Origin of the sequence: Mycobacterium farcinogenes (genome assembly GCF_019739075.1) — a bacterium.
Lineage (GTDB): Bacteria > Actinomycetota > Actinomycetes > Mycobacteriales > Mycobacteriaceae > Mycobacterium > Mycobacterium senegalense.
In genome coordinates this window covers 5,929,242-5,948,435 of the sequence record NZ_CP081673.1, presented here as the reverse complement: position 1 = coordinate 5,948,435, position 19,194 = coordinate 5,929,242, and the positions used below count along the sequence as shown (strand labels likewise).

At 67.9% G+C, this 19,194-nt stretch carries 12 protein-coding genes; 5 read left to right on the top strand and 7 right to left on the bottom strand.

The genetic code is table 11. The annotated features are described in order from the left end of the window. Nucleotides 1-24: 24 nt before the first annotated feature. The 5 genes from K6L26_RS28450 to K6L26_RS28430 all read right to left on the bottom strand — a co-directional run bounded on the left by K6L26_RS28450 (nt 25) and on the right by K6L26_RS28430 (nt 10,171). Nucleotides 25-1,266 (bottom strand): YibE/F family protein, encoded by a 1,242-nt coding sequence (locus K6L26_RS28450; RefSeq protein ID WP_019345177.1) that lies wholly within the window; start codon nt 1,264-1,266, stop codon nt 25-27. Between the two features lie 40 nt (nt 1,267-1,306). Next, nucleotides 1,307-2,578: a pyridoxal phosphate-dependent aminotransferase gene (locus tag K6L26_RS28445; RefSeq protein WP_019345176.1), complete on the bottom strand. Its 1,272-nt coding sequence runs from the start codon at nt 2,576-2,578 to the stop codon at nt 1,307-1,309. 145 nt (nt 2,579-2,723) lie between these two features. Next, complete coding sequence (locus tag K6L26_RS28440) at nt 2,724-5,729, bottom strand: heterodisulfide reductase-related iron-sulfur binding cluster (protein WP_221852219.1); 3,006 nt, start codon at nt 5,727-5,729, stop codon at nt 2,724-2,726. Nucleotides 5,730-5,877: 148 nt separating this feature from the next. Further along, entirely contained in the window at nt 5,878-8,370 is a 2,493-nt protein-coding gene (gene iniR, locus K6L26_RS28435; protein WP_221852217.1) for an isoniazid response ATPase/transcriptional regulator IniR, read from the bottom strand. Nucleotides 8,371-8,380: 10 nt separating this feature from the next. Then, on the bottom strand, nt 8,381-10,171 hold the full coding sequence (locus K6L26_RS28430; protein WP_221852215.1) for an Hsp70 family protein: 1,791 nt from the start codon (nt 10,169-10,171) through the stop codon (nt 8,381-8,383). Nucleotides 10,172-10,368: 197 nt separating this feature from the next. Between K6L26_RS28430 and K6L26_RS28425 the strand changes: the two genes are divergently transcribed. The 5 genes from K6L26_RS28425 (at nt 10,369) to K6L26_RS28405 (ending at nt 17,676) form a co-directional block, all read left to right on the top strand. Further along, the gene (locus K6L26_RS28425) at nt 10,369-10,917 is read left to right on the top strand and encodes an Rv0340 family IniB-related protein (RefSeq protein ID WP_019346234.1); all 549 of its coding nucleotides are present in this window, start codon (nt 10,369-10,371) and stop codon (nt 10,915-10,917) included. Between the two features lie 286 nt (nt 10,918-11,203). Next, nucleotides 11,204-12,307 carry an IniB N-terminal domain-containing protein gene (locus K6L26_RS28420; RefSeq protein ID WP_019346233.1) on the top strand — a complete coding sequence of 368 codons (1,104 nt, stop codon included), beginning with the start codon at nt 11,204-11,206 and terminating at the stop codon, nt 12,305-12,307. 95 nt (nt 12,308-12,402) lie between these two features. Further along, nucleotides 12,403-14,232 carry an isoniazid-induced dynamin-like GTPase IniA gene (iniA, locus tag K6L26_RS28415; RefSeq protein ID WP_221852213.1) on the top strand — a complete coding sequence of 610 codons (1,830 nt, stop codon included), beginning with the start codon at nt 12,403-12,405 and terminating at the stop codon, nt 14,230-14,232. Between the two features lie 68 nt (nt 14,233-14,300). Further along, complete coding sequence (locus tag K6L26_RS28410) at nt 14,301-15,800, top strand: dynamin family protein (protein ID WP_036389516.1); 1,500 nt, start codon at nt 14,301-14,303, stop codon at nt 15,798-15,800. 22 nt (nt 15,801-15,822) lie between these two features. Next, complete coding sequence (locus tag K6L26_RS28405; protein WP_221852212.1) at nt 15,823-17,676, top strand: Hsp70 family protein; 1,854 nt, start codon at nt 15,823-15,825, stop codon at nt 17,674-17,676. A 60-nt stretch (nt 17,677-17,736) separates the two neighbouring features. On the opposite strand, the gene K6L26_RS28400 is transcribed toward K6L26_RS28405, so the two are convergent. Both K6L26_RS28400 and K6L26_RS28395 read right to left on the bottom strand, forming a co-directional pair. Beyond that, complete coding sequence (locus K6L26_RS28400) at nt 17,737-18,672, bottom strand: type IV toxin-antitoxin system AbiEi family antitoxin domain-containing protein (RefSeq protein ID WP_221852211.1); 936 nt, start codon at nt 18,670-18,672, stop codon at nt 17,737-17,739. A 65-nt stretch (nt 18,673-18,737) separates the two neighbouring features. Continuing rightward, nucleotides 18,738-19,187: a hypothetical protein gene (locus tag K6L26_RS28395; RefSeq protein WP_019345472.1), complete on the bottom strand. Its 450-nt coding sequence runs from the start codon at nt 19,185-19,187 to the stop codon at nt 18,738-18,740. Nucleotides 19,188-19,194 lie beyond the last annotated feature (7 nt).

The window sequence follows — 19,194 nt, the reverse complement described above, 5'->3', positions numbered from 1 at the left end:
CCCGTGGTGGCCGAAACTGGCGGCTCAGTGCCTGCTGACCGGCCTGCTGGTCTGCGGTGTTGCCAGCACCGCGGCGATGCCCGTCGTCAGCGGGACCGACAATGCCAAGGCGATACCGCCCACCGCGGACCGGGCGATCTCGATGGCCACGCTCTCACCCGTCAGCACGTCGGCCAGCGACCGGTTGGCCACGCTGAACAGCAGCAGCAGCGGCAGGGCGCTGCCGGCATACGCCAGCACCAGCGTGTAGACGGTGCTGGCGATATGGTCACTGCCCACCCGCATGGCGCCGGCGAAGATCGAGCGCCGGCTACCGCCGTGCTCGGCGAGCTCGAACACCGCCGAGGCCTGGGTGATGGTCACGTCGTTGAGCACGCCGAGTGAGCCGATGATGAACCCGGCCAGCAGCAGCCCGGTGATGGACACGTTGCCCATGTAGGCGGCGACCTCGTTGTTCTGATCTTCGGACAAGCCCGTCAGATGGGCCAATTCGATTGCCGCCCAGGACAGTATGGCGGCCAACAGCAAGGACGTCAGCGTGCCCAGCAGAGCCGCGCTGGTGCGCAGGCTGACGCCGTGCGCCAGGTAGATCACCGCATACAGGATGGCTGCCGAGGCCACCAACGCCACCGGGATCGCCGGGGCACCGTCGCGTAACGCGGGTAACAGGAAAATCATCAGCACCGCGAACGCCACCACGATGCCGACGATGGCCCGCAGTCCGCGCCAGCGCGCCACCGCCACGATCACCACGGCGAACACCACCGCCATCGCGATCAACGGCCAGGTGCGCTCATAGTCGAAGAACGCGTAACTCGTCGTCCCGGCCGCATCGACCTGGCGACTGACCCGAATATTGTCTCCGGCAACGAGATTCGGTTGGCCAGGGCCGGTGGTGAACTCCAGCAGCGTCTTGGCGCCCTTGTTGGGGCCCGAGTCGATGGACACCAAATTCTGTACACACGTGCCGCCTCCGGGGGCGGCCGGCTGCGGTTTGGAGGTCAGCACGCCGCCGGCTGACGGGCTGCCGCAGTCCGCCAAGGTGCTGGACACCACGTGCCCGGCTTCGGTGGTGACGGCGCCGCCCGCGGCGTTCTGGAACGGCAGCGGAATGTCGACCTTCTGATGGCTGGGCCACAGCACGGCAGCGCCGATGAGGACAGCCAGCCCGATGGCAACCAACAGGCCGACGACGATGCGCGCGGCCAACGGACCGAGCGGAGACGGTCCGGCCAGCGAATGCGAGTGGGAATGCGTGTGCGCCACCCGGTCAGCGTAGAGGGGGCGGCTGTCTGGTTCCTGACGCCTACTGGCGGTAGCCGGCCAGGAAGTTACCCAGCCGCTCGATGGCCTGGGCCAGATCCCGCGCCCACGGCAGTGTCACGATGCGCAGGTGATCCGGTGTGGGCCAGTTGAACCCCGTGCCCTGCGTCAACAGGATCTTCTCCTGCAACAACAGGTCGAGAACCAGTTGCTCGTCATCGTGGATGTCGTGCACTTCAGGATCCAGACGCGGGAACGCGTACAGCGCACCCGCCGGTTTCACACACGAGACACCGGGGATCTCGTTGAGCTTCGTCCAGGCGGTGTCCCGCTGCTCGAGCAGGCGGCCGCCGGGCAACACCAGATCGTCGATGCTCTGATGGCCGCCCAACGCGACCTGAATCGCGTGCTGCGCAGGGACATTCGGGCACAACCGCATGTTCGACAGCAGGCTGATGCCCTCGATGAAGCTGCTCGCGTGCTCCTTGGGACCGGTGATGACCAGCCAGCCAGAGCGGTAACCGGCCACCCGATAGGCCTTCGACAACCCGTTGAATGTCAGGGTCAGCAGGTCGGGCGCCAAGGTGGCCAGCGAGATGTGCTTGGCGTCGTCGTAGAGGATCTTGTCGTAGATCTCGTCGGCCAACAGCAGCAGCTGATGCTTGCGGGCCAACTCCACCATCTGCTCCAGGGTCTCGCGGCTGTACACCGCGCCCGTGGGGTTGTTCGGGTTGATCACCACCAGCGCCTTGGTGCGCTCGGTGATCTTGGACTCGATGTCGGCGACGTCGGGATTCCAGCCTTGGGTCTCGTCGCACAGGTAGTGCACCGGGGTTCCGCCGGCCAACGCGGTCGATGCCGTCCACAACGGGTAGTCCGGTGCCGGAATGAGCACCTGGTCACCGTTGTCCAGCAGCGCCTGCAGCGTCATCGTGATGAGCTCGGAGACGCCGTTTCCGAGGTAGACGTCCTCGATGTCGAACTTGGGGAATCCCTCGACCAGCTCGTAACGGGTGAACACCGCGCGCCGCGCGCTGGCGATGCCCTTGGAGTCGGAGTAGCCCTGCGCGTACGGCAGCGCCTGGATCATGTCGCGCATGATCACGTCGGGTGCCTCGAAGCCGAACGGCGCAGGGTTGCCGATGTTGAGCTTGAGGATGCGGTGCCCTTCAGCTTCCAGCCGTGAGGCCTGCTCGTGTACCGGCCCACGGATCTCGTACAGGACGTCCTGCAGCTTCGTGGACTGGGCAAACGTACGCGGCTTCGGGTGCTGACCGGTCTGCCACGGCAACTGATGGGTAGTCACGCCCTCCATCGTCTCACCACAGTCCACTGATTTTGGAATTTGCCCTTGTGGTAGGTGGCCACCGCCACAGTCGGCCGGCACCGTTCTGTGCCCCGGATACGCCGAACGGCCACCTCCCGGAGTGGGAGATGGCCGTTCGATGCGACTGCGTCGCTCAGCGCTTACCGGGACGCTTGGCGCCAGGCTTGATGCCAAGGCCCACGACCGGCGGTTCCGGCTTGGCTTCCTCGGCGGGCGCTTCGGCGGGCTTCTCCGCTGCCGGTTCCGGGGTCGCCTCGGCGGCAGGTGCGGCCGGGGCGGGGGCTGCCGGAGCAGCCTTGGCGGCCTTCTTGGCACCCGGACGACGTGCGCCCGCGGCAATGCCCAGGCCGACCACCGGCGGTTCCGGCTTGGCAGGCTCGGCGGCCGCGGGAGCCGCAGCCGGTGCTTCGGCGGCAGGAGCTGCCGGAGCCGCGGGAGCCGCAGCCTTCTTGGCGCCCGGGCGCTTCGCGCCGGCCGCCAGGCCCAGACCCTTCACCGGAGCCGCGGGAGCAGCCGGGGTTTCGGCCGGAGCCTCGGCCGGGGCGGCAGAGGCGGCCGGAGCCGCGGTCTTCTTGGCACCTGGACGCTTGGCGCCACCGGCGATGCCCAGGCCCTTGACCGGAGCAGCCGGAGCGGCGGCCTCAGCAGCCGGAGCGGCAGACGCGGCCGGAGCCGCTGCCTTCTTGGCGCCCGGACGCTTGGCGCCACCGGCCATGCCGAGACCCTTGACCGGGGCCGGCGCCGCAGTTGTTGCGGCCGGTGCCTCGGCAGCAGGCGCTGCCTCAGCCGCCGGGGCCTCCTCGACGACCGGTGCCGGTGCCGGTGCCGCAGCTGCTGCCTTGGCTTCGGCTTCTGCGCGTGCCTCGGCTCGCTTCTCGGATTCCTTTGCCGCCGTGCCCTTTTCGGGGAGTGTCACGGCGCTCTTGTCCAGCGAGTTCAGCAGTAGCTGAGCCACGTCGAGCACTTCGGCCTTCTCGACGTTGCGGGCCGCGGCCACGTCGTCGACACCGTCGGTGATCATCACGCGGCAGAACGGGCAGCCGGTCGCGATGGTCGAGGCGGTGTCCATCGCCTCTTCGGTGCGCTCCACGTTCACGCGCTTGCCGATGTGCTCTTCCATCCACATGCGCGCGCCACCGGCACCACAGCACAGGCCGCGGTCGGCGTGGCGGGGCATTTCCTTGAGCGTCACGCCGGAGGCCTCGACCAGCTCACGCGGAGCTTCGTAGACCTTGTTGTGGCGACCCAGGAAGCAGGGGTCGTGGTAGGTGACCTCGGGGCCCCCGGTGGACTTGACCGGTACCAGCTTCTTGTCCCGGACCAGGCGGTTCAGCAGCTGCGTGTGGTGCACGACGGTGTAGTTGGCACCCAGCTGCGGATACTCGCGGCCGATCGTGTTGAAGCAGTGCGGGCAGGTGACGATGATCTTGCGATCGACCGTCTCGACACCTTCGAACAGCTCGTTGATGGTCTCGACGTTCTGCGCGGCCAGCTGCTGGAAGAGGAACTCGTTGCCGGAGCGGCGGGCCGAGTCACCGGTACAGGTTTCGCCGGTGCCCAGCACCAGGAACTTCACGCCCGAGGCGGCCAACAGTTCGGCGACTGCCTTGGTGGTTTTCTTGGCCCGGTCCTCGTAGGCGCCGGCGCAGCCGACCCAGAACAGGTACTCGAAGCCGTCGAAGCTCTCGACATCCTCGCCGTAGACCGGCACGTCGAAGTCGACCTCGTCGATCCAGTTGGTGCGGTCCTTGGCGTTCTGGCCCCAGGGGTTGCCCTTGGTCTCCAGGTTCTTGAACAGCACGCCCAGCTCGCCGGGGAACTCCGACTCGACCATGACCTGGTAGCGGCGCATGTCGACGATGTGGTCGATGTGCTCGATGTCCACCGGGCACTGCTCGACGCAGGCGCCACAGTTGGTGCAGGACCACAGCACGTCGGGGTCGATGACGCCGCCCTGCTCAGCGGTACCGACCAGCGGGCGCAGCGCCTGCTCGGGACCGGAACCTTCGATGCGGGCGTAGCCGTCTTCGGGCACGCCGTGTCCGTGCAGGCTGTCGCCGAGCTTGGCGAAGTCGACCGAGCCCTCTTCGGGCATCGGCTTGCCTTCGATGATGTAGGGAGCCTTCGCGAACAGGTGATCGCGAAGGTTCATGATCACGAGCTTGGGCGACAGCGGCTTGCCGGTGTTCCAGGCCGGGCACTGCGACTGGCAGCGACCGCACTCGGTGCAGGTCGCCATGTCGAGGTTGCCCTTCCAGGTGAAGTCCTCGATGCGGCCCTTGCCGAAGACCGCGTCCTCAGCGGGATCCTCGAAGTCGATCTTCTCGCCCTTGTACTCCATGGGCAGCAGCGGGCCGAGGCCGTCGGGCAGGCGCTTGAAGGTGACGTTGATGGGGGCCAGGCCGATGTGCAGGTGCTTGGAGTGCAGCACGATCAGCAGGAAGGCCAGCATGACGCCGAGGTGGGCCAGCAGTGCGATGGTCTCCAGCCACACGTTCGCGGTGTGGCCCAGCGGAGCCAGCAGCGCGGCCATGCCGTCGGAGAAGAAGGCGCCCGACTGGTAGGGGAAGTCCTCGTCGAGCACGTTGACGGCCGCACCGCGGAACACCGCGTATGTCGCGATGACCAGGAAGATCATGATGAGGATCGTCCAGGCGCCGCCGTTGTGTGAGCCGTAGAAGCGGGATTCGCGGCCCAGCTGCTCGGGGTTCTTCAGGATGCGGATGATCGCGAAGACGATGATGCCGACCAGCACGGCGACGGCGAAGAAGTCCTGCAGGAAGCCCAGCACCGCCCAGCGGCCGACCAGCGGGATGTGGAACTCGGGGTTGAACAGCACGCCGTAGGCCTCGAGGTACACCGTGGCCAGGACGAAGAAGCCCCACATGGTGAAGAAGTGCGCAAGGCCGGGGATCGACCACTTCAGGAGCTTCGACTGGGCGAAGACTTCCTTGTTCTGGTTCAGGAAGCGGGTGACGAGATGGTCCTTGCGGCCACGCTCGTCGCCGACTTTCTGGCCGGAGCTGATCAGCTTGGTCAGCCACAACACGCGCTTGCCGGCGAACGCCAGCACGACGAGCGTTGCGAGCAGACCGAGAATCAGCCGCGACACAGCCAATGTGTGTTCGAGACTCTCCACAGAAACGCCTCCATTCGCGAGTTACTCGCGGGTAACTTGGGCATAGTTACCCGTCGGTAACTTAGCTTCCTTCAGCTCATAGTGACATTTACGAGTTTCTTAGCGCTACCGAGGCTTACCTAACTTTGAGCTCACTGTGGTATAGCTCTCAGCCCTGCGGAGCCAGCATCGCCCGCAGCATCGACAGCATTTCGGTGCGCGAGTCGGCCCCGAGACGGCGCCGGATCCGCGCGACGTGATGCTCGACGGTCTTCGCCGAGATGAACAACTGACTGCCGATATCGCGGTAGGGCATGCCGAGCAACAGAAGTTCGGCCACCTCGCGTTCGCGGTCGGACAGCTTGGTCGACGACGGCGCCGGGGCGGCCTGGGTTGCGGCGACAGGAGCCCCGGCCGCCACTGCGGTGCCGTCCGCCTCTTCGAGCGCACTGGTCTGTTTGAGATCGCGGGCCAGTTGCAGCATGGCCTGCGACACCCGCGCGTCCGGCGTCTGCAGCGCGGCCTGACTGGCCAGCCGGGTGCCATCCCAGGTAAGACCGAACTGGGACAGGGCCCGGGCCGCGACGGTCACCTCATCGACGTCGACGTGGTTGGCCAACACCCGCAGCCAGGTGCGTCCGCCGTTGGCCAGCGCCCGGGCGAAGGCGCTCTGCCCGGCCGCGGCTGTCAGTGCCTGCCCGTGTGGGGCAACGGCAGCGGGCGAGTTGGCCAGAATCCCGGCGTGGACCCCGGCCCAATGCAGGGGCACCGACCACAACACCGGATTCCCGAGCGCTGTGAGCAGATCCCAGGCCTCGGTCAGCGCGTGCTCGAGCCGGTCGACCTGACGCATACGCGCGCCCGCCACCCACAACTCGCCCAGCGGCAATAGAGAGAAGAGGTCGATCGAATACTCGGCGAGCACCTCCACGGCGGCATACCAATACTTCTGCACCGCGCCGCTGTCGCCGCTGCGCCGGGCGATCGCGGTGCGCAGCGCGGCGGCCCACAAGGCGTCGCGCCGGTGCAGGTCTTCGCCCGCTTCGGCCGCGGCAACGTCGGCGCCGGCCGCGCCGAGCTGACCGTCCTGCATCTTCACCCACCCGAGCAACAGGCGGTGCCGGGCCGCACTGAACGCCTCATCTGCGCCGCCGGCCCGCACCGCCCGGCTGATCACGCTGCGCGCCCGCACCGAGTCGCCGCCGTGCAGCGCGGCCAGCGTGACCAACGCCCCCGGTGTATCCGGCGCGACGCCGGCGGCTTGATAGTCGGACGTGACGGCCTGTCCCAGCCGGGCCACCGTGACGGCGAACGGCTGATCCAGTGACAACACCAAGCCTTCGGCCAGGCTGCGAGCCGCCCGCGCCGTCGAGGTGGGCGGCCCGGCTGCCTCGGTGCTCGACGCCGCCCGTGCCGCGTCCGCGTCGCCGGCCGCGAGAAAGGCCGTGGTACTCGCTGAACTGACCAAGACGTCCGGATGCGGGCCGAGCCAACGGAACAAGTCCGCTGCCTGGGCCGCGCTGCCGTCGTGCATGGCGACACTGGCCGCGATCCGTACCGCGATGGCCCGCTCGGCCGGATCCTCCGAGTCGAGCAACTCGTCGGCCATCCGTGCCGCGGTGGCGCAATCGCCGGCCAGGGCCAGCGCATCGGCCAAGCGAGTGCTGACCGCCGCGGCACCCGCGGTGACCGCGGCGCGGTAGAGGCGCGCCGCGCGCGCGGGTCGGGCGCGGTTGTGCGCGGCATGCTCTGCCAGCGCCTCGGCGAGCCGATCGTCACGCAGGCCGTGCTCGGCCAGCCGCACCGCGAGATCGGCAGACAGTGTCGAAAGTTCGAGTTGTGAAGCCAGCAGAGACATTTCGATCTCGTGGTGACGAGCGGCCCCGGCGATCTGCGCGAGCGACTCGTGAACCATGCGCACGAACCGGCCGTCGTGGGAAGGCTCCACCAATCCGCAGGCCCGGGCCCGATCCACCGCCGCCGACGCCTCCGTACTGCTCAACCGCAGTGCGGCCGAGACGTCGTCAGGGCCGAGATCGTGACTCAACGACAGGATCAGCAGTGCATCGCGGGTGTCCTTGTCCACTCGACGCAACCGCTCCAGCAGGGCGAAGCGGGCCGCGTCAGCCGGCGCCTCGGCCGCGGCCGCCGCCGACAACAGAAACGGCAAACCGGCGGTCACACCCAGAACCGATTTCACGGTCTCCTGGGTGGCCGGGGCCCCCACTGCCGTGCTCAGCGCCCGGCTCACCGCGGAGGCGGTCAGGGGACCCAGTCGTACGGCGGGGTTTTCCCGTTCCAACGCGGTGGCCAACGTGCGCAGTGCGGCGCGGTGGGCCAATGGCTCGCTCGCCACCATGACGGTGGCCGAAGGCTCGGTGACTTTCTCTGCAAGACAGTCGATTTCGCTGTCGTCGAGCAAGTGTGCATCGTCGATGACGTATGCCGCTTCGGGGTCGTCGTCCGGCCGGGGAGCCCGGGTCAACACGGTCCGGTCGGCTCCGCGCAGCGCCTCGCGGAGCTGGGCGAGCACCGTGCTCTTTCCGGTTCCGATTCCGCCGGCCACCAGCAGTTTGACCGGTGTGGCCGGTGCGGCCCGCACGGCGTCGATCGCCGACCGGGCAGCCGACGCAAGCTCCGGAACGGACTCCGGTGCGGTCATCGGTGCCCGCCTAGGCCCCGCCGTCGCCCTCCGCCGCCGCACTCGTCGTGGCCGGCGGTTGGGTGGTGGTGGGCGGCTGTGTCGTCGTCGGTGGCCGGGTGGTGGTCGTCGGCGGCTGCGTCGTGGTGGTCGTGGTGCGGGTGGTCGTTGTCGTTGGAGCAGTGGTCGTCGTGGTCGTCGTGGTGGTCGTGGTCGGACTGGTCGTCGTCGTGGTTTCCGGAGCCGACGTCGTCGTTTCCGGCGGCGGCGGGGGTGGCGCCACGACCGTGGTCGTCTTGACCCCGTCCGGCCCCTCGGTCACGGTGGTGACCGGCTCGGGCGGCGGTCCCTCCGGAGACGGCCCCATCGAATACGTGGTGCTGGTCTCGGTGACCGGAGTCGAATCCCCTTCGGAGCTGGTCAATGTCACCGCGAGGCCGCCTGCGGCCAGTAGGGCGGCCGCAGCCGCTGCCCCGAACAGGATCGGCGGGCGTTTGTACCAGGGCAGCGGAGCCGGACCGGCGTCGAACATCTCCTCGTCGTGGCTGAACTCGACGGGTGGTCGCGCCGCCGTGTTACCCGCGGGAGTCTCGTATTCGCCGCCCGCGTATGGCACCGGCTCGTTGCCGGGCGCGTCGTCTTGCGACCAGGCCAGTGCCCCGAAGTTTCCCGAGTCGGCGTTGGCTGCCGGGCCCAGGCTGGTCGGGGCCATGCCGGTCGGAGCGTCGGCGGCGGCGATCTCGGGAGCCAAACCTGTTGGCGCGTCGGCAGCCGCCACGATCGGGGCCATCCCGGTAGGTGCGCCTGCGTCGATCACCCGCTCGGCGACCAGAGCGGCCCCCGCGGCCACACTGAATTGGGGACGTGCGGTGGTGGCGACCGCCGTGCGCAGCCGCTCCGACAGCCGCTGCGTAACGAGCGGAATCGCCGCGCCACCGCCGACGGTGGCCACCGCGTTCACGCTCGACAACGCAATGTTGTTGCGCTGCAACGTGTCTTCGATGGTGTCCAGCAAGCCGGCCAGCGGTGCGGACATGAGTTGTTCGAGTTCGGGGCGGGTCACCCGGACATCGGAGTTGAACCCCGGCAACTCGGTGTGGACCACTGTGGCGGTATCGGCCGACAACCGCTCCTTGGCTTGGCGGCATTCGGCCCGCAGCCGGGCCAGCGAGCCGACCGCCGCGGTGCCTGCCGGATCGGTATCGCCGGCCGCGGCGACTCCGCTGAGCACATGGTTGAGCAGGGCCTGGTCGATCAGGTCCCCGGAGAAATCGGGATAGCGCACGGTCGGACCGATGGTGGCGAAGCCGGCGCCGGCGTCGGTCAATGTCACGCTGGTCCCGCTGCCGCCGAAATCGCACAACACCACGACACCTTCGGTGGGCAAGCCGGGGTCGCCCTGCAGGGCCGCCAGCGCGGTCAGCGAGTCCGGGACCAGGCCCGGCGCGGCACCGCCGGCCGCGAGCGCGGGATAACGCGGCAGCACATCACGCAGGGCGTTGACGGTGCTCGGGCCCCAGTGCGCCGGGACGGCGATGACCACCGGCGAGCCGCCACCGGCAAGGCGTGCCATCGCGGCCAGCGCCTCGGCCAGCACCAGCTCACCGCGGTGCTGGGATCCGTCGGCCGCGACCAGCGGAACCGGGTCACCGACCCGCTCCACGAAGCCGGCCAGCGGCAATCCGTTACCCGTGTATTCGCCCACCTCGGGGGCACGGTCGTTGTGCAGGGTGAGGATCGATCGGCGGATCACCGGTTGGCGACCCTCGCGCGCTGCCACCAGGTTGGTCATCCCGATCGACAATCCCAGTGAGTCGGTCATCAGGCGTCACTCCTGTTGTCTCGGCCGAACCTCACCCTATCTGCTGAGACCCGCCGAGCCCGAGATTGATCCCCTAGTGGCGTCGATCCCCTAATGCCCGCCCCCCTAATGCGGTGTCGCCAGGGGTGGGTTCGGCACCGATCCCAGCGCCCGTCCAGCTGGCTAGCATTCACATTGAACTGTTGAGGAGGTGGAGTATGGCGAACACATTGCTGGACTTTGTGATGTCGCTGGTACGCGACCCCGATGCTGCTGCCCGCTATGCCGCCGACCCGGCCCAGGCCATTGCCGACGCTCATCTGACCGATGTGACCAGCACCGATGTGAACAACCTGATTCCCGTCGTGTCGGAGTCGCTGTCGACGACCGGTGCCGGCGGCGGGTTCGGCGATCTCGGCGCCGCCGACCCGGGCGGCAACGTATGGGCCAGCGGTGCGGCTACCGCGGCGTTCGACGCCTTCGGCGATCACGTGCCGCTCGATTCCCCCAACGACGCCTGGGATGTCGCGGCCGGCCACGTCATCGACCAGTCGGACTCGCTGGACCATCTCACTTCCGCGGCGTCGGCCATCGACGACGGCAGCTTGGCGAATCAGCCGCTCGATGAGCTTTCGCTCCAGCTCGACGAGCCCGTCATCGAGGATGCGCCGATCATCGATCCGGAGCCGGCGCCCGACTGGGCCCATCCGATCGCCGACGACCAACACCACACTGACAGCGGCGGGGGATTCGACATCTTCGACTGATCTCTCACGACTAGCGCGAAAACGCACGGCCCGAGTGGTCGTGCGTTTTTTTGCGTTTACCTGCCGAAACGTCAATAGCGGGGTGGGTTGAACCGGACACCCCTACATATCCCCTAACCCCCTATTGGGGTAGCCCCCGGTACCCCGAGTAGGGGCGATACGGGGAGGGGAACCGGCCCCGTTTCCGCGGCCGGCGCCGCTCCATAAATTGGTCTCCAGATCGCCGGAGAGCCCGGCGGGGGGACTCACCAGAGACTCCACAGAAACATCCGAAAGGGTTGGAGAAATGACCACTCTGATCGACTTCATCCTGGACCTGTTCCGCAGCCCCGCCTCGGCAGCTTCGTTCATCGCCGATCCGGACGGCAGCCTGCGTGACGCCGGCCTGCCGAACGTGACCGCGGCCCAGCTGCACGCCGTCGCGGCCACCGCGGCCCCAGCGGGCGTCCTGCTGGGCGGCGGTAACCCGGTGCTCGGCCTGCAGCGCGCGGTCGCCGACCACCACAGCATCCCGGCTTCGTTCGGCAACCAGGTCGCTTCGCCCTTCTCCCCGCAGACGCAGTTCGCGCCGGAAGTGGCCAGCAACAACGACACCGAGTGGGCCAGCCACAACAACGTGCCGGTGATGAGCCCCAACCAGGACGCCGGCGCCAACGCCCAGCAGGGTGCGTTCAACCTCGGCTTCGGTGACATCACCCTCGGCGACAAGAGCACCAACACCGCCACCAACGGCGGCGTGGTGGTCGACGGCGAGAACAAGGGCGACATCGTCAGCGGTGACGGCGCGGTGCTTGGTGACGGCAACACCATGAACAACGGCGACATCTGGGCCGGCTCCGGCTCGCATGTCGCGGTGGGCAAGGACAACGCCATCGAGGACAACTCGCAGCACGCCGGCGGTGACCTGATCTCCGGCAACGACGGACCGGTGATCAGCGACGTCGACATGAGCGGTGGCCACGGCGGCGGCGCGTCGGGCGGCGACAGCCTGATCGGTATCGGCAGCGGCGGTGCGTCCGGTGGCGACGGCGGCAACGCCGGCTCCATCATCCTGACCGATGCGTCCACCAACGCGGTGGGCGGCAACCAGACCACGGTCGACGGTGACTACGGCAGCCGCAACACCCAGGACAACTCGGTGAGCACCTCGGTGCAGACCGAGACGACGCATAGCTACGAGGACAACTCCTCGAGCTACACCTCGAACATCGGGTCCGGCAACGACACCGCGTTCGCGTCGAACAACGACACCGCGTCGCACAACGACACGTCCTTCGGTTCGCACAACGACACCAGTTCGGCGCTGGGCTCCGGCAACAGCTACGAGTCGCAGTCCCACACCGACGTCGCGTCGCACAACGCGACCGACACCGGGTTCGACGCCTTCTGATCCGATCCGTACAGGGACGGGGGCCATCCGTACGCGGGTGGTCCCCGTCCTATTGGCGCGCCTACCGTTGAGCCCGGCATGCAGGAGGGACTTCCATGACGCAACCCAGCGACCCGCGCAAAGTAAAGGTGATCGTCGAACTCATCGACCACACCAGCACGATCGCGGCCACCTACGACCGCGGTGACCTCGTTGAGCGGCTGCGCGTGGCCAAGGTGCGCATCAGTGACCCGCAGATCCGGGTGGTCATCGCTGGCCAGCTCAAGCAGGGTAAGAGTCAGCTGCTGAACTCACTGCTGAACATTCCGGTGGCCCGGGTGGGTGATGACGAATCCACCGTGCTGGCCACCGTCGTGGCCTACGGTGAGCAGCCGTCGGCCCGCCTGGTCGTGGCGCGGCCCGACGGAGCTGAACCCGAACTGATCGAGATCTCGCCCTCCGAGGTGACCAATGACCTGCGCCGCGCTCCGCAGGCCGGCGGCCGCGAGGTGCTGCGTGTCGAGGTGACCGCGCCGAGCCCACTGCTCAAGGGCGGGTTGGCTTTCGTTGACACTCCCGGTGTCGGCGGCCTTGGGCAGCCGCACCTTTCGGCCACCCTGGGTCTGCTGCCCGACGCTGACGCGCTGCTGATGGTCAGCGACACCAGCCAGGAGTTCACCGAACCGGAAATGACGTTCATCCGCCAGGCGATCGAAATCTGCCCGGTGGCAACGATTGTCGCGACCAAGACCGATCTGTACCCGCATTGGCGCGAGATCGTCGGCGCGAACACCGCGCACTTGCAGCGGGCGGCCATATCGACCCCCATTACGCCGGTGTCCTCCGTGCTGCGTAGCCACGCGATCCAGCTCAACGACAAAGAACTCAACGAAGAATCCAATTTCCCGGCCATCGTGAAGTTCCTGTCGGAGAAGGTGCTGACTCGCGAGAGTGACCGGATCCGCGACCAGATTGTCGCCGAAATCCATTCGGCGGCAGAGCATCTGCTGTTGGCAGTGGATTCCGAGCTGTCCGCGTTCACCGACCCCGACGAACGCGAGCGGCTCACCGCCGAGCTGGAACGGCGCAAGCAGGAAGCCCAGGATGCCCTGCAGCAGACCGCGCTGTGGCAGCAGGTGCTCAACGACGGCATCGCCGATCTGACCGCCGACGTCGACCACGACCTGCGCAACCGGTTCCGCAACATCACCCAGCACGCCGAGAAGGTGATCGACACAGGGGATCCCACCCTGCACTGGGCCGAGATCGGCTCGGAGTTGGAAGAGGCGGTGGCCACCGCGGTCGGCGACAACTTCGTCTGGGCCTATCAGCGGGCCGAGGCCCTGGCCGCCGAGGTAGCCCGCACCTTCACCGAAGCGGGACTGGAAGCGGTGCAGCTGCCGCAGATCGATGCCCGAGACATGGGCGCCGGATTCGGCGAGATGAAATCGCTGGCCAAGCTGGAGGCCAAGCCGATCAAGGCCGGGCACAAGGTCATCACCGGCATGCGCGGTTCCTACGGCGGCGTGCTGATGTTCGGCATGCTCACGTCATTCGCCGGGCTCGGCATGTTCAACCCGTTGTCGCTGGGCGCCGGCCTGGTGCTGGGCCGTAAGGCCTACAAGGAGGACATGGAGAACCGCATGTTGCGGGTGCGCAGTGAGGCCAAGACCAACATGCGCAAGTTCATCGACGACGTCGCCTTCGTCGTCGGCAAGGAATCACGGGACCGGCTCAAAGGCATCCAACGGCAACTGCGCGACCACTACCGGGGCATCGCCAACCAGACCACGCGCTCGCTCAACGAGTCGCTGCAGGCCACACTCGCCGCGGCCAAGACCGAGGAGAACGAGCGCAACAACCGCGTCCGGGAACTGGAGCGGCAGAAGAACATCCTGACCCAGGTCGTTGACCACGCCAAGAACCTGGCCGCAGCGGGCATCTAAGCTCCAAGTGCTGGTTTTCGAATGAACTCCCGGTTGATTTCCGGGTTGGAAGGGTTGGATTCCGCAGCGTGAGCACGGCCGATCAGGTGCGATCGATTCTGGGCGGCACCATCAACGCGTACCGGGGCGATCCGGCCTACCGTAATCGACCCGACGTGCACAACGAGCTCGACCGCATCGGCCGCCGGCTCAACCAGCCGATCCGCATCGCATTGGCCGGCACGCTCAAGGCCGGCAAATCGACGCTGGTCAATGCGCTGGTCGGAGAGGACATCGCGCCGACGGACGCCACCGAGGCCACGCGCATCGTGACCTGGTTCCGGCACGGCCCCACACCGAAGGTGACCGCCAACCACCGCGGCGGGCGGCGGACCAATGTGCCGATCGCACGAGATCCGCATGACCGAGGCCTCACATTCAGCTTCGCCGGACTGAACCCTGACGACGTCGTCGACCTCGACGTGGAGTGGCCGGCCGCCGAACTGGTCGACACCACGATCATCGACACCCCCGGCACCTCGTCGCTGTCGCGCGACGTGTCGATGCGCACCCACCGGCTCCTGGTCCCAGAGGACGGCGTGCCCCGCGTCGACGCCGTCGTCTTCCTTCTGCGCACCCTCAATGCCGCCGACATCGCCCTGCTCAAACAGATCGGTGAACTGGTCGGCGGGTCCTCGGGAGCGCTCGGTGTCATCGGCGTGGCATCACGGGCCGACGAAATCGGTGCCGGTCGTATCGACGCGATGATGTCGGCCAAAGACGTGGCCAAACGCTTCACCGAGGAGATGGACAAAACCGGAATCTGCCAGGCCGTCGTCCCGGTGTCCGGTCTGCTCGCCCTGACTGCGCGCACCTTGCGGCAGAGCGAGTTCGTCGCGCTGCAGAAACTGGCCGGGGTGGAACCGGCCGCGTTGACGAAAGCGATGCTGTCGGTCGACCGGTTCGTTCGTGAGGACAGCGCGTTGCCGGTCGACGCGGCGACCCGCGCGGCGCTGCTGGACCGGTTCGGCATGTTCGGCATCCGCATTTCGATCGCGGTGATGCACGCGGGGGTGTCCGACTCCGTGGCCCTGGCCGACGAACTGCTGGAACGCAGTGGCCTGATCGCCCTGCGGGACGTGATCGACCAGCAGTTCGCGCAACGCTCGGAGCTGCTCAAGGCGCACACCGCGCTGCTGTCGTTGCGGCAGTTCGTACAGCACAATCCGATCTACGCGACGCCGTACATCCTGGCCGACATCGACCCGCTGCTGGCCGACACTCACGCCTTCGAAGAACTGCGGCTGCTCAGCCTGCTGCGTTCGCGCCCCACGACCTTGAACGAGGACGAGATGGCGTCGCTGCGCCGCCTCATCGGCGGCTCGGGCACCGATGCCGCCAGCCGGCTCGGACTGCAACCGGACGCCCCGTTCGACGGGCCCCGCTCAGCCTTTGCCGCGGCGCAGCGTTGGCGGCGCCGGGCCGATCATCCGCTCAACGATCCGTTCACCACGCGGGCCTGCCGGGCTGCGGTCCGGAGCGCCGAGGCGCTGGTTGCCGAATATTCATCGCGCGGCCTAACGAATTAGGTCGCTGCGTCGACATACAGGTATGCGTGATTGCCTGGGGTTGTCTGTGGGGGCGACCAATGTGGTGGCGATCGCCGATCATGCGCCGCTGGTGCGGCGGGCGGTGCTCACCGTGTCCGCCCAACATGGGGCCGTGGTCGGCGCGCCGTCCTCGTCTGTGCCCGGCGGCCTGGTGTTCACCGATTTCGTGCACCGGGTCGGTGACCCGGTACCACTGGTCGCTGCCGATGGTTCGACGCACCACGCCGAACACTTGTTGGCCGGCACCGTCGAGGCGTTGACGCGCGAGGCCAGCCCCGCGCATCGCCCCGACGTGTCAGTGCTGGCGGTACCTGCACATTGGGGTGCCGCCGCTCTCGACGCCGTGCGCGGCGCGCTGCCCGGGGTCCGGGTGGTGCCGGATTCGGTCGCTGCGCTGACGGCCATTCAGGCTTATCCGGGTCTGCCCGCCCGCGGTGTCGTCGCCCTGTGCGATTTCGGCGGCTCCGGCACCAGCCTGACCCTTGTCGATGCGGGCGCGGGCTACGCGACCATCGGCCAGACGATGCGCTATCAGGACTTTTCCGGCGATCTGATCGACCAGGAAGTGCTACGGAACGTCCTGAGCGGCCTGGATGCCGAACCGGCAGGCACCGCCGCCGTAGCCGCGCTGGCCCAGCTGCGCGAGCAGTGCCGAGCCGCCAAGGAACGGTTGAGTGATGAGAGCGCGACCAGCCTGGCCGTACCTGGAGGAGCGATCAGGCTCACCCGGGCCGAGCTGGACGCGGTGGTGGACCAGCCGCTCGGCGGCGTGATCGAAGCATTGTTGGACCTGCTGCGCCGCAACGGTATTCACCCGGCACAGCTGGCCGCGCTGGTCACTGTAGGCGGTGGAGCTCGGATACCCCTTGTCACCCAACGGCTTTCAGAGGCCTTCCGCTTGCCCGTCAGCACGGTGCCGCAGGCCCAGGTGATCGCGGCCGTCGGGGCTGCGCTGATCGGCCGCCGCGGTGTCGATGAGACCGCGACGCAGGTGGCGGTGACTCCTGCGGCGGAGCCCGTCACGAGCACCGTCGCGGCCTCCGCCATGGCGTGGTCAGTGGAAGACTCGGCTGCCGAAGTCGCCGAGTTCATCCCGGAGTCGGTGACTGAGGATTCCGCCCGGCCGGCCTTCATGTTCACCGAGCCGCCTGTGCCACCCGCTCCCGCGCGCCTTCCGTGGTATCGGCGTGGGGGTGTGGTGACCTACGCGGCGGTGTTCCTGGCCGTCGTCGGCACGGCGGGCATGGTGTTGTCCGCGCGGGCCGATCGGCTCGATGCCGCCGCGACCAGTGTGCCGGCGCCACAAACTGTTCCGGCCGAGTCCCCACTGGCTCAGAACGCTCCGGCGCCGCCGACCCGAACCGTGGTCGTGCGTGACCCGTCCTGGCCGGGTACAGGTGCGCCCGCCGCACCCCGGCAAGCTTCCGCACCATGGATGGTCCAGAGCCGGCAAAGCGCACCGCTGGCCCCGGCTCCGCAACGGGTGGCGCCGGCGCCGCGAGCGCCCCAGCCCCGGCCCGCTGCGCCTGCACCGGCACCCGCGCCTGTTCCTGTGCCCGTGCCTGCTGCGATCCCGGTGCCGCCGTTGGTTTTTCCGCCTGTGGCGCTCCCGCAGTTGCCGGTGCCGACGTTCAAGCCGCCTACGCCTGCACCATCGCCGGCGCCGGCGCCCGCGCCCTCGCCGAGCCCGAGTCCCACGCCTACGGTTGAGCCCACGCCTACACCCACGCTTACGCCGGAGCCGACACATGCCCCGGAGCCGACGCCTGAGCCCACACCCGCCCCGGAGCCCACGCATTCGCCACAGCCCACAGCGGCACCGGAGCCCACCGTGGCGCCTGAGCCCACGCCCTGATTGGGACTTGCACCGAGGATTACTGCTTGGTGGTGACTGCAATCCTCGGTGTTGATGGCCTTACGCGGCGCGGTCGAGTCGGGGGAACGCACACCGAGGTCCGCACGGGTGACCGGCCATCGCGAGCCCGTGCAGCTGCAGCACCTGGGCGATCTTGCCCGCGGTCCGACATGGCCGGTCGAAGACCTGCCCGTAGGAGAGCCGGATTGTCGATCGGCCGTCGACGGCGGCGTCGAGATCCCGTTCGAAGTCGGCATCGCGCCTGGTCGCTGAATCGTGATGGACGCGGCCGTCGAGCTCGACGATGAGCCGTTCGCCGTACTCGGCATCGCGATAGCAGACCCCGGCGGATGTTGCGGATCGCGTCTGCCGCACAGCCCGAAGGAGACCGTGCGGCCGCTCGACGCGGACCAGATAGCCGTGCTCGAGCACCGAGCAGGTGCCGTCGGCGATATCGACCAACACCGCGCGTAGCCACTGTCGACGGCGGACCCGCGCCCGAGAATCGAGCACTCGCAGTAGCCGATTGGCAGTAGTGCGCCGCGATTGGCAGGCGTTGGCCAGGACCGCGATGGCATCGAGTTCGGACGCGGCGCGGCACGCGACGTCGAGCACGGCCTCGTCGTAACGCATCCGTGGCGGGCTGACGTTCCACAGCACCCGCTCCTGAAGGTTGACACGGTGGTGAATGCGGACTCCCTCCGGTTGAGCGAGTATCGCCCGCTGTTGCGCGACAGCGACATGGATGGGCAACGTGTCGGCTCCGAGTGCAGATTCAAAGCACAGTGCAGCCGGAGCCGCGTAAAGCACTGCCGCCCAAGCGCGTTGCGACCATGTCAGCGGTCCGGTGTGGTCGACGTACACGCCCGGGTGAACCCGCGCCCACTCGTTGCGTCTGAGCCGTCGCCGAATCTCGTGCTCCCGCAGACCCGCGTCCAATGCCTGTCGGCGCGAGATCACCCCGTCCTGTTGTCGAAGCACATTGTCGACGTCCACCAACTCGATACTCGTGGCCGGGCGTGATCACCACCAGAGCACTTCGACGATCTGTGGATAACTGCTTACCCGCCGGCAGGCGCTTGACTTGTGGTCGTCGCCGGTGCGGTCGTGGTGGTGGTTGTCGGCGCAGTCGTGGTGGTTGTGGTCTCGGTTGTCGTCGTGGTCTCGGTCGTAGTGGTGGGGGTCGTCTCCTCAACCGTGGTGGTCGGGACGACTGTCTCGGTGACGGTATGAGTCGGGGCCGGAATCACCGGAGCCGTAGTGGCGATTGATGTGGTCGTCGTCGTGGTGGTCGTAGTGGTGATTGTCGTCGACGGAGAGTCTGACGAAAACAGCTGCACCAAGGCGTAGATGACCAGCGCTGCGATGACTGCTCCCGCGGCGCCCATGCCGATCAATGCGGCGGGCTTGCGGTACCAGGGGACGGGCTCAGGAGCGGGCGGTTCCGAGTAGTCGCCGCCGTAGCTGGGGGCGTACTGGGTGGGCTCGTCGTCGTCGTAATAGTTCGACACTCGCCGA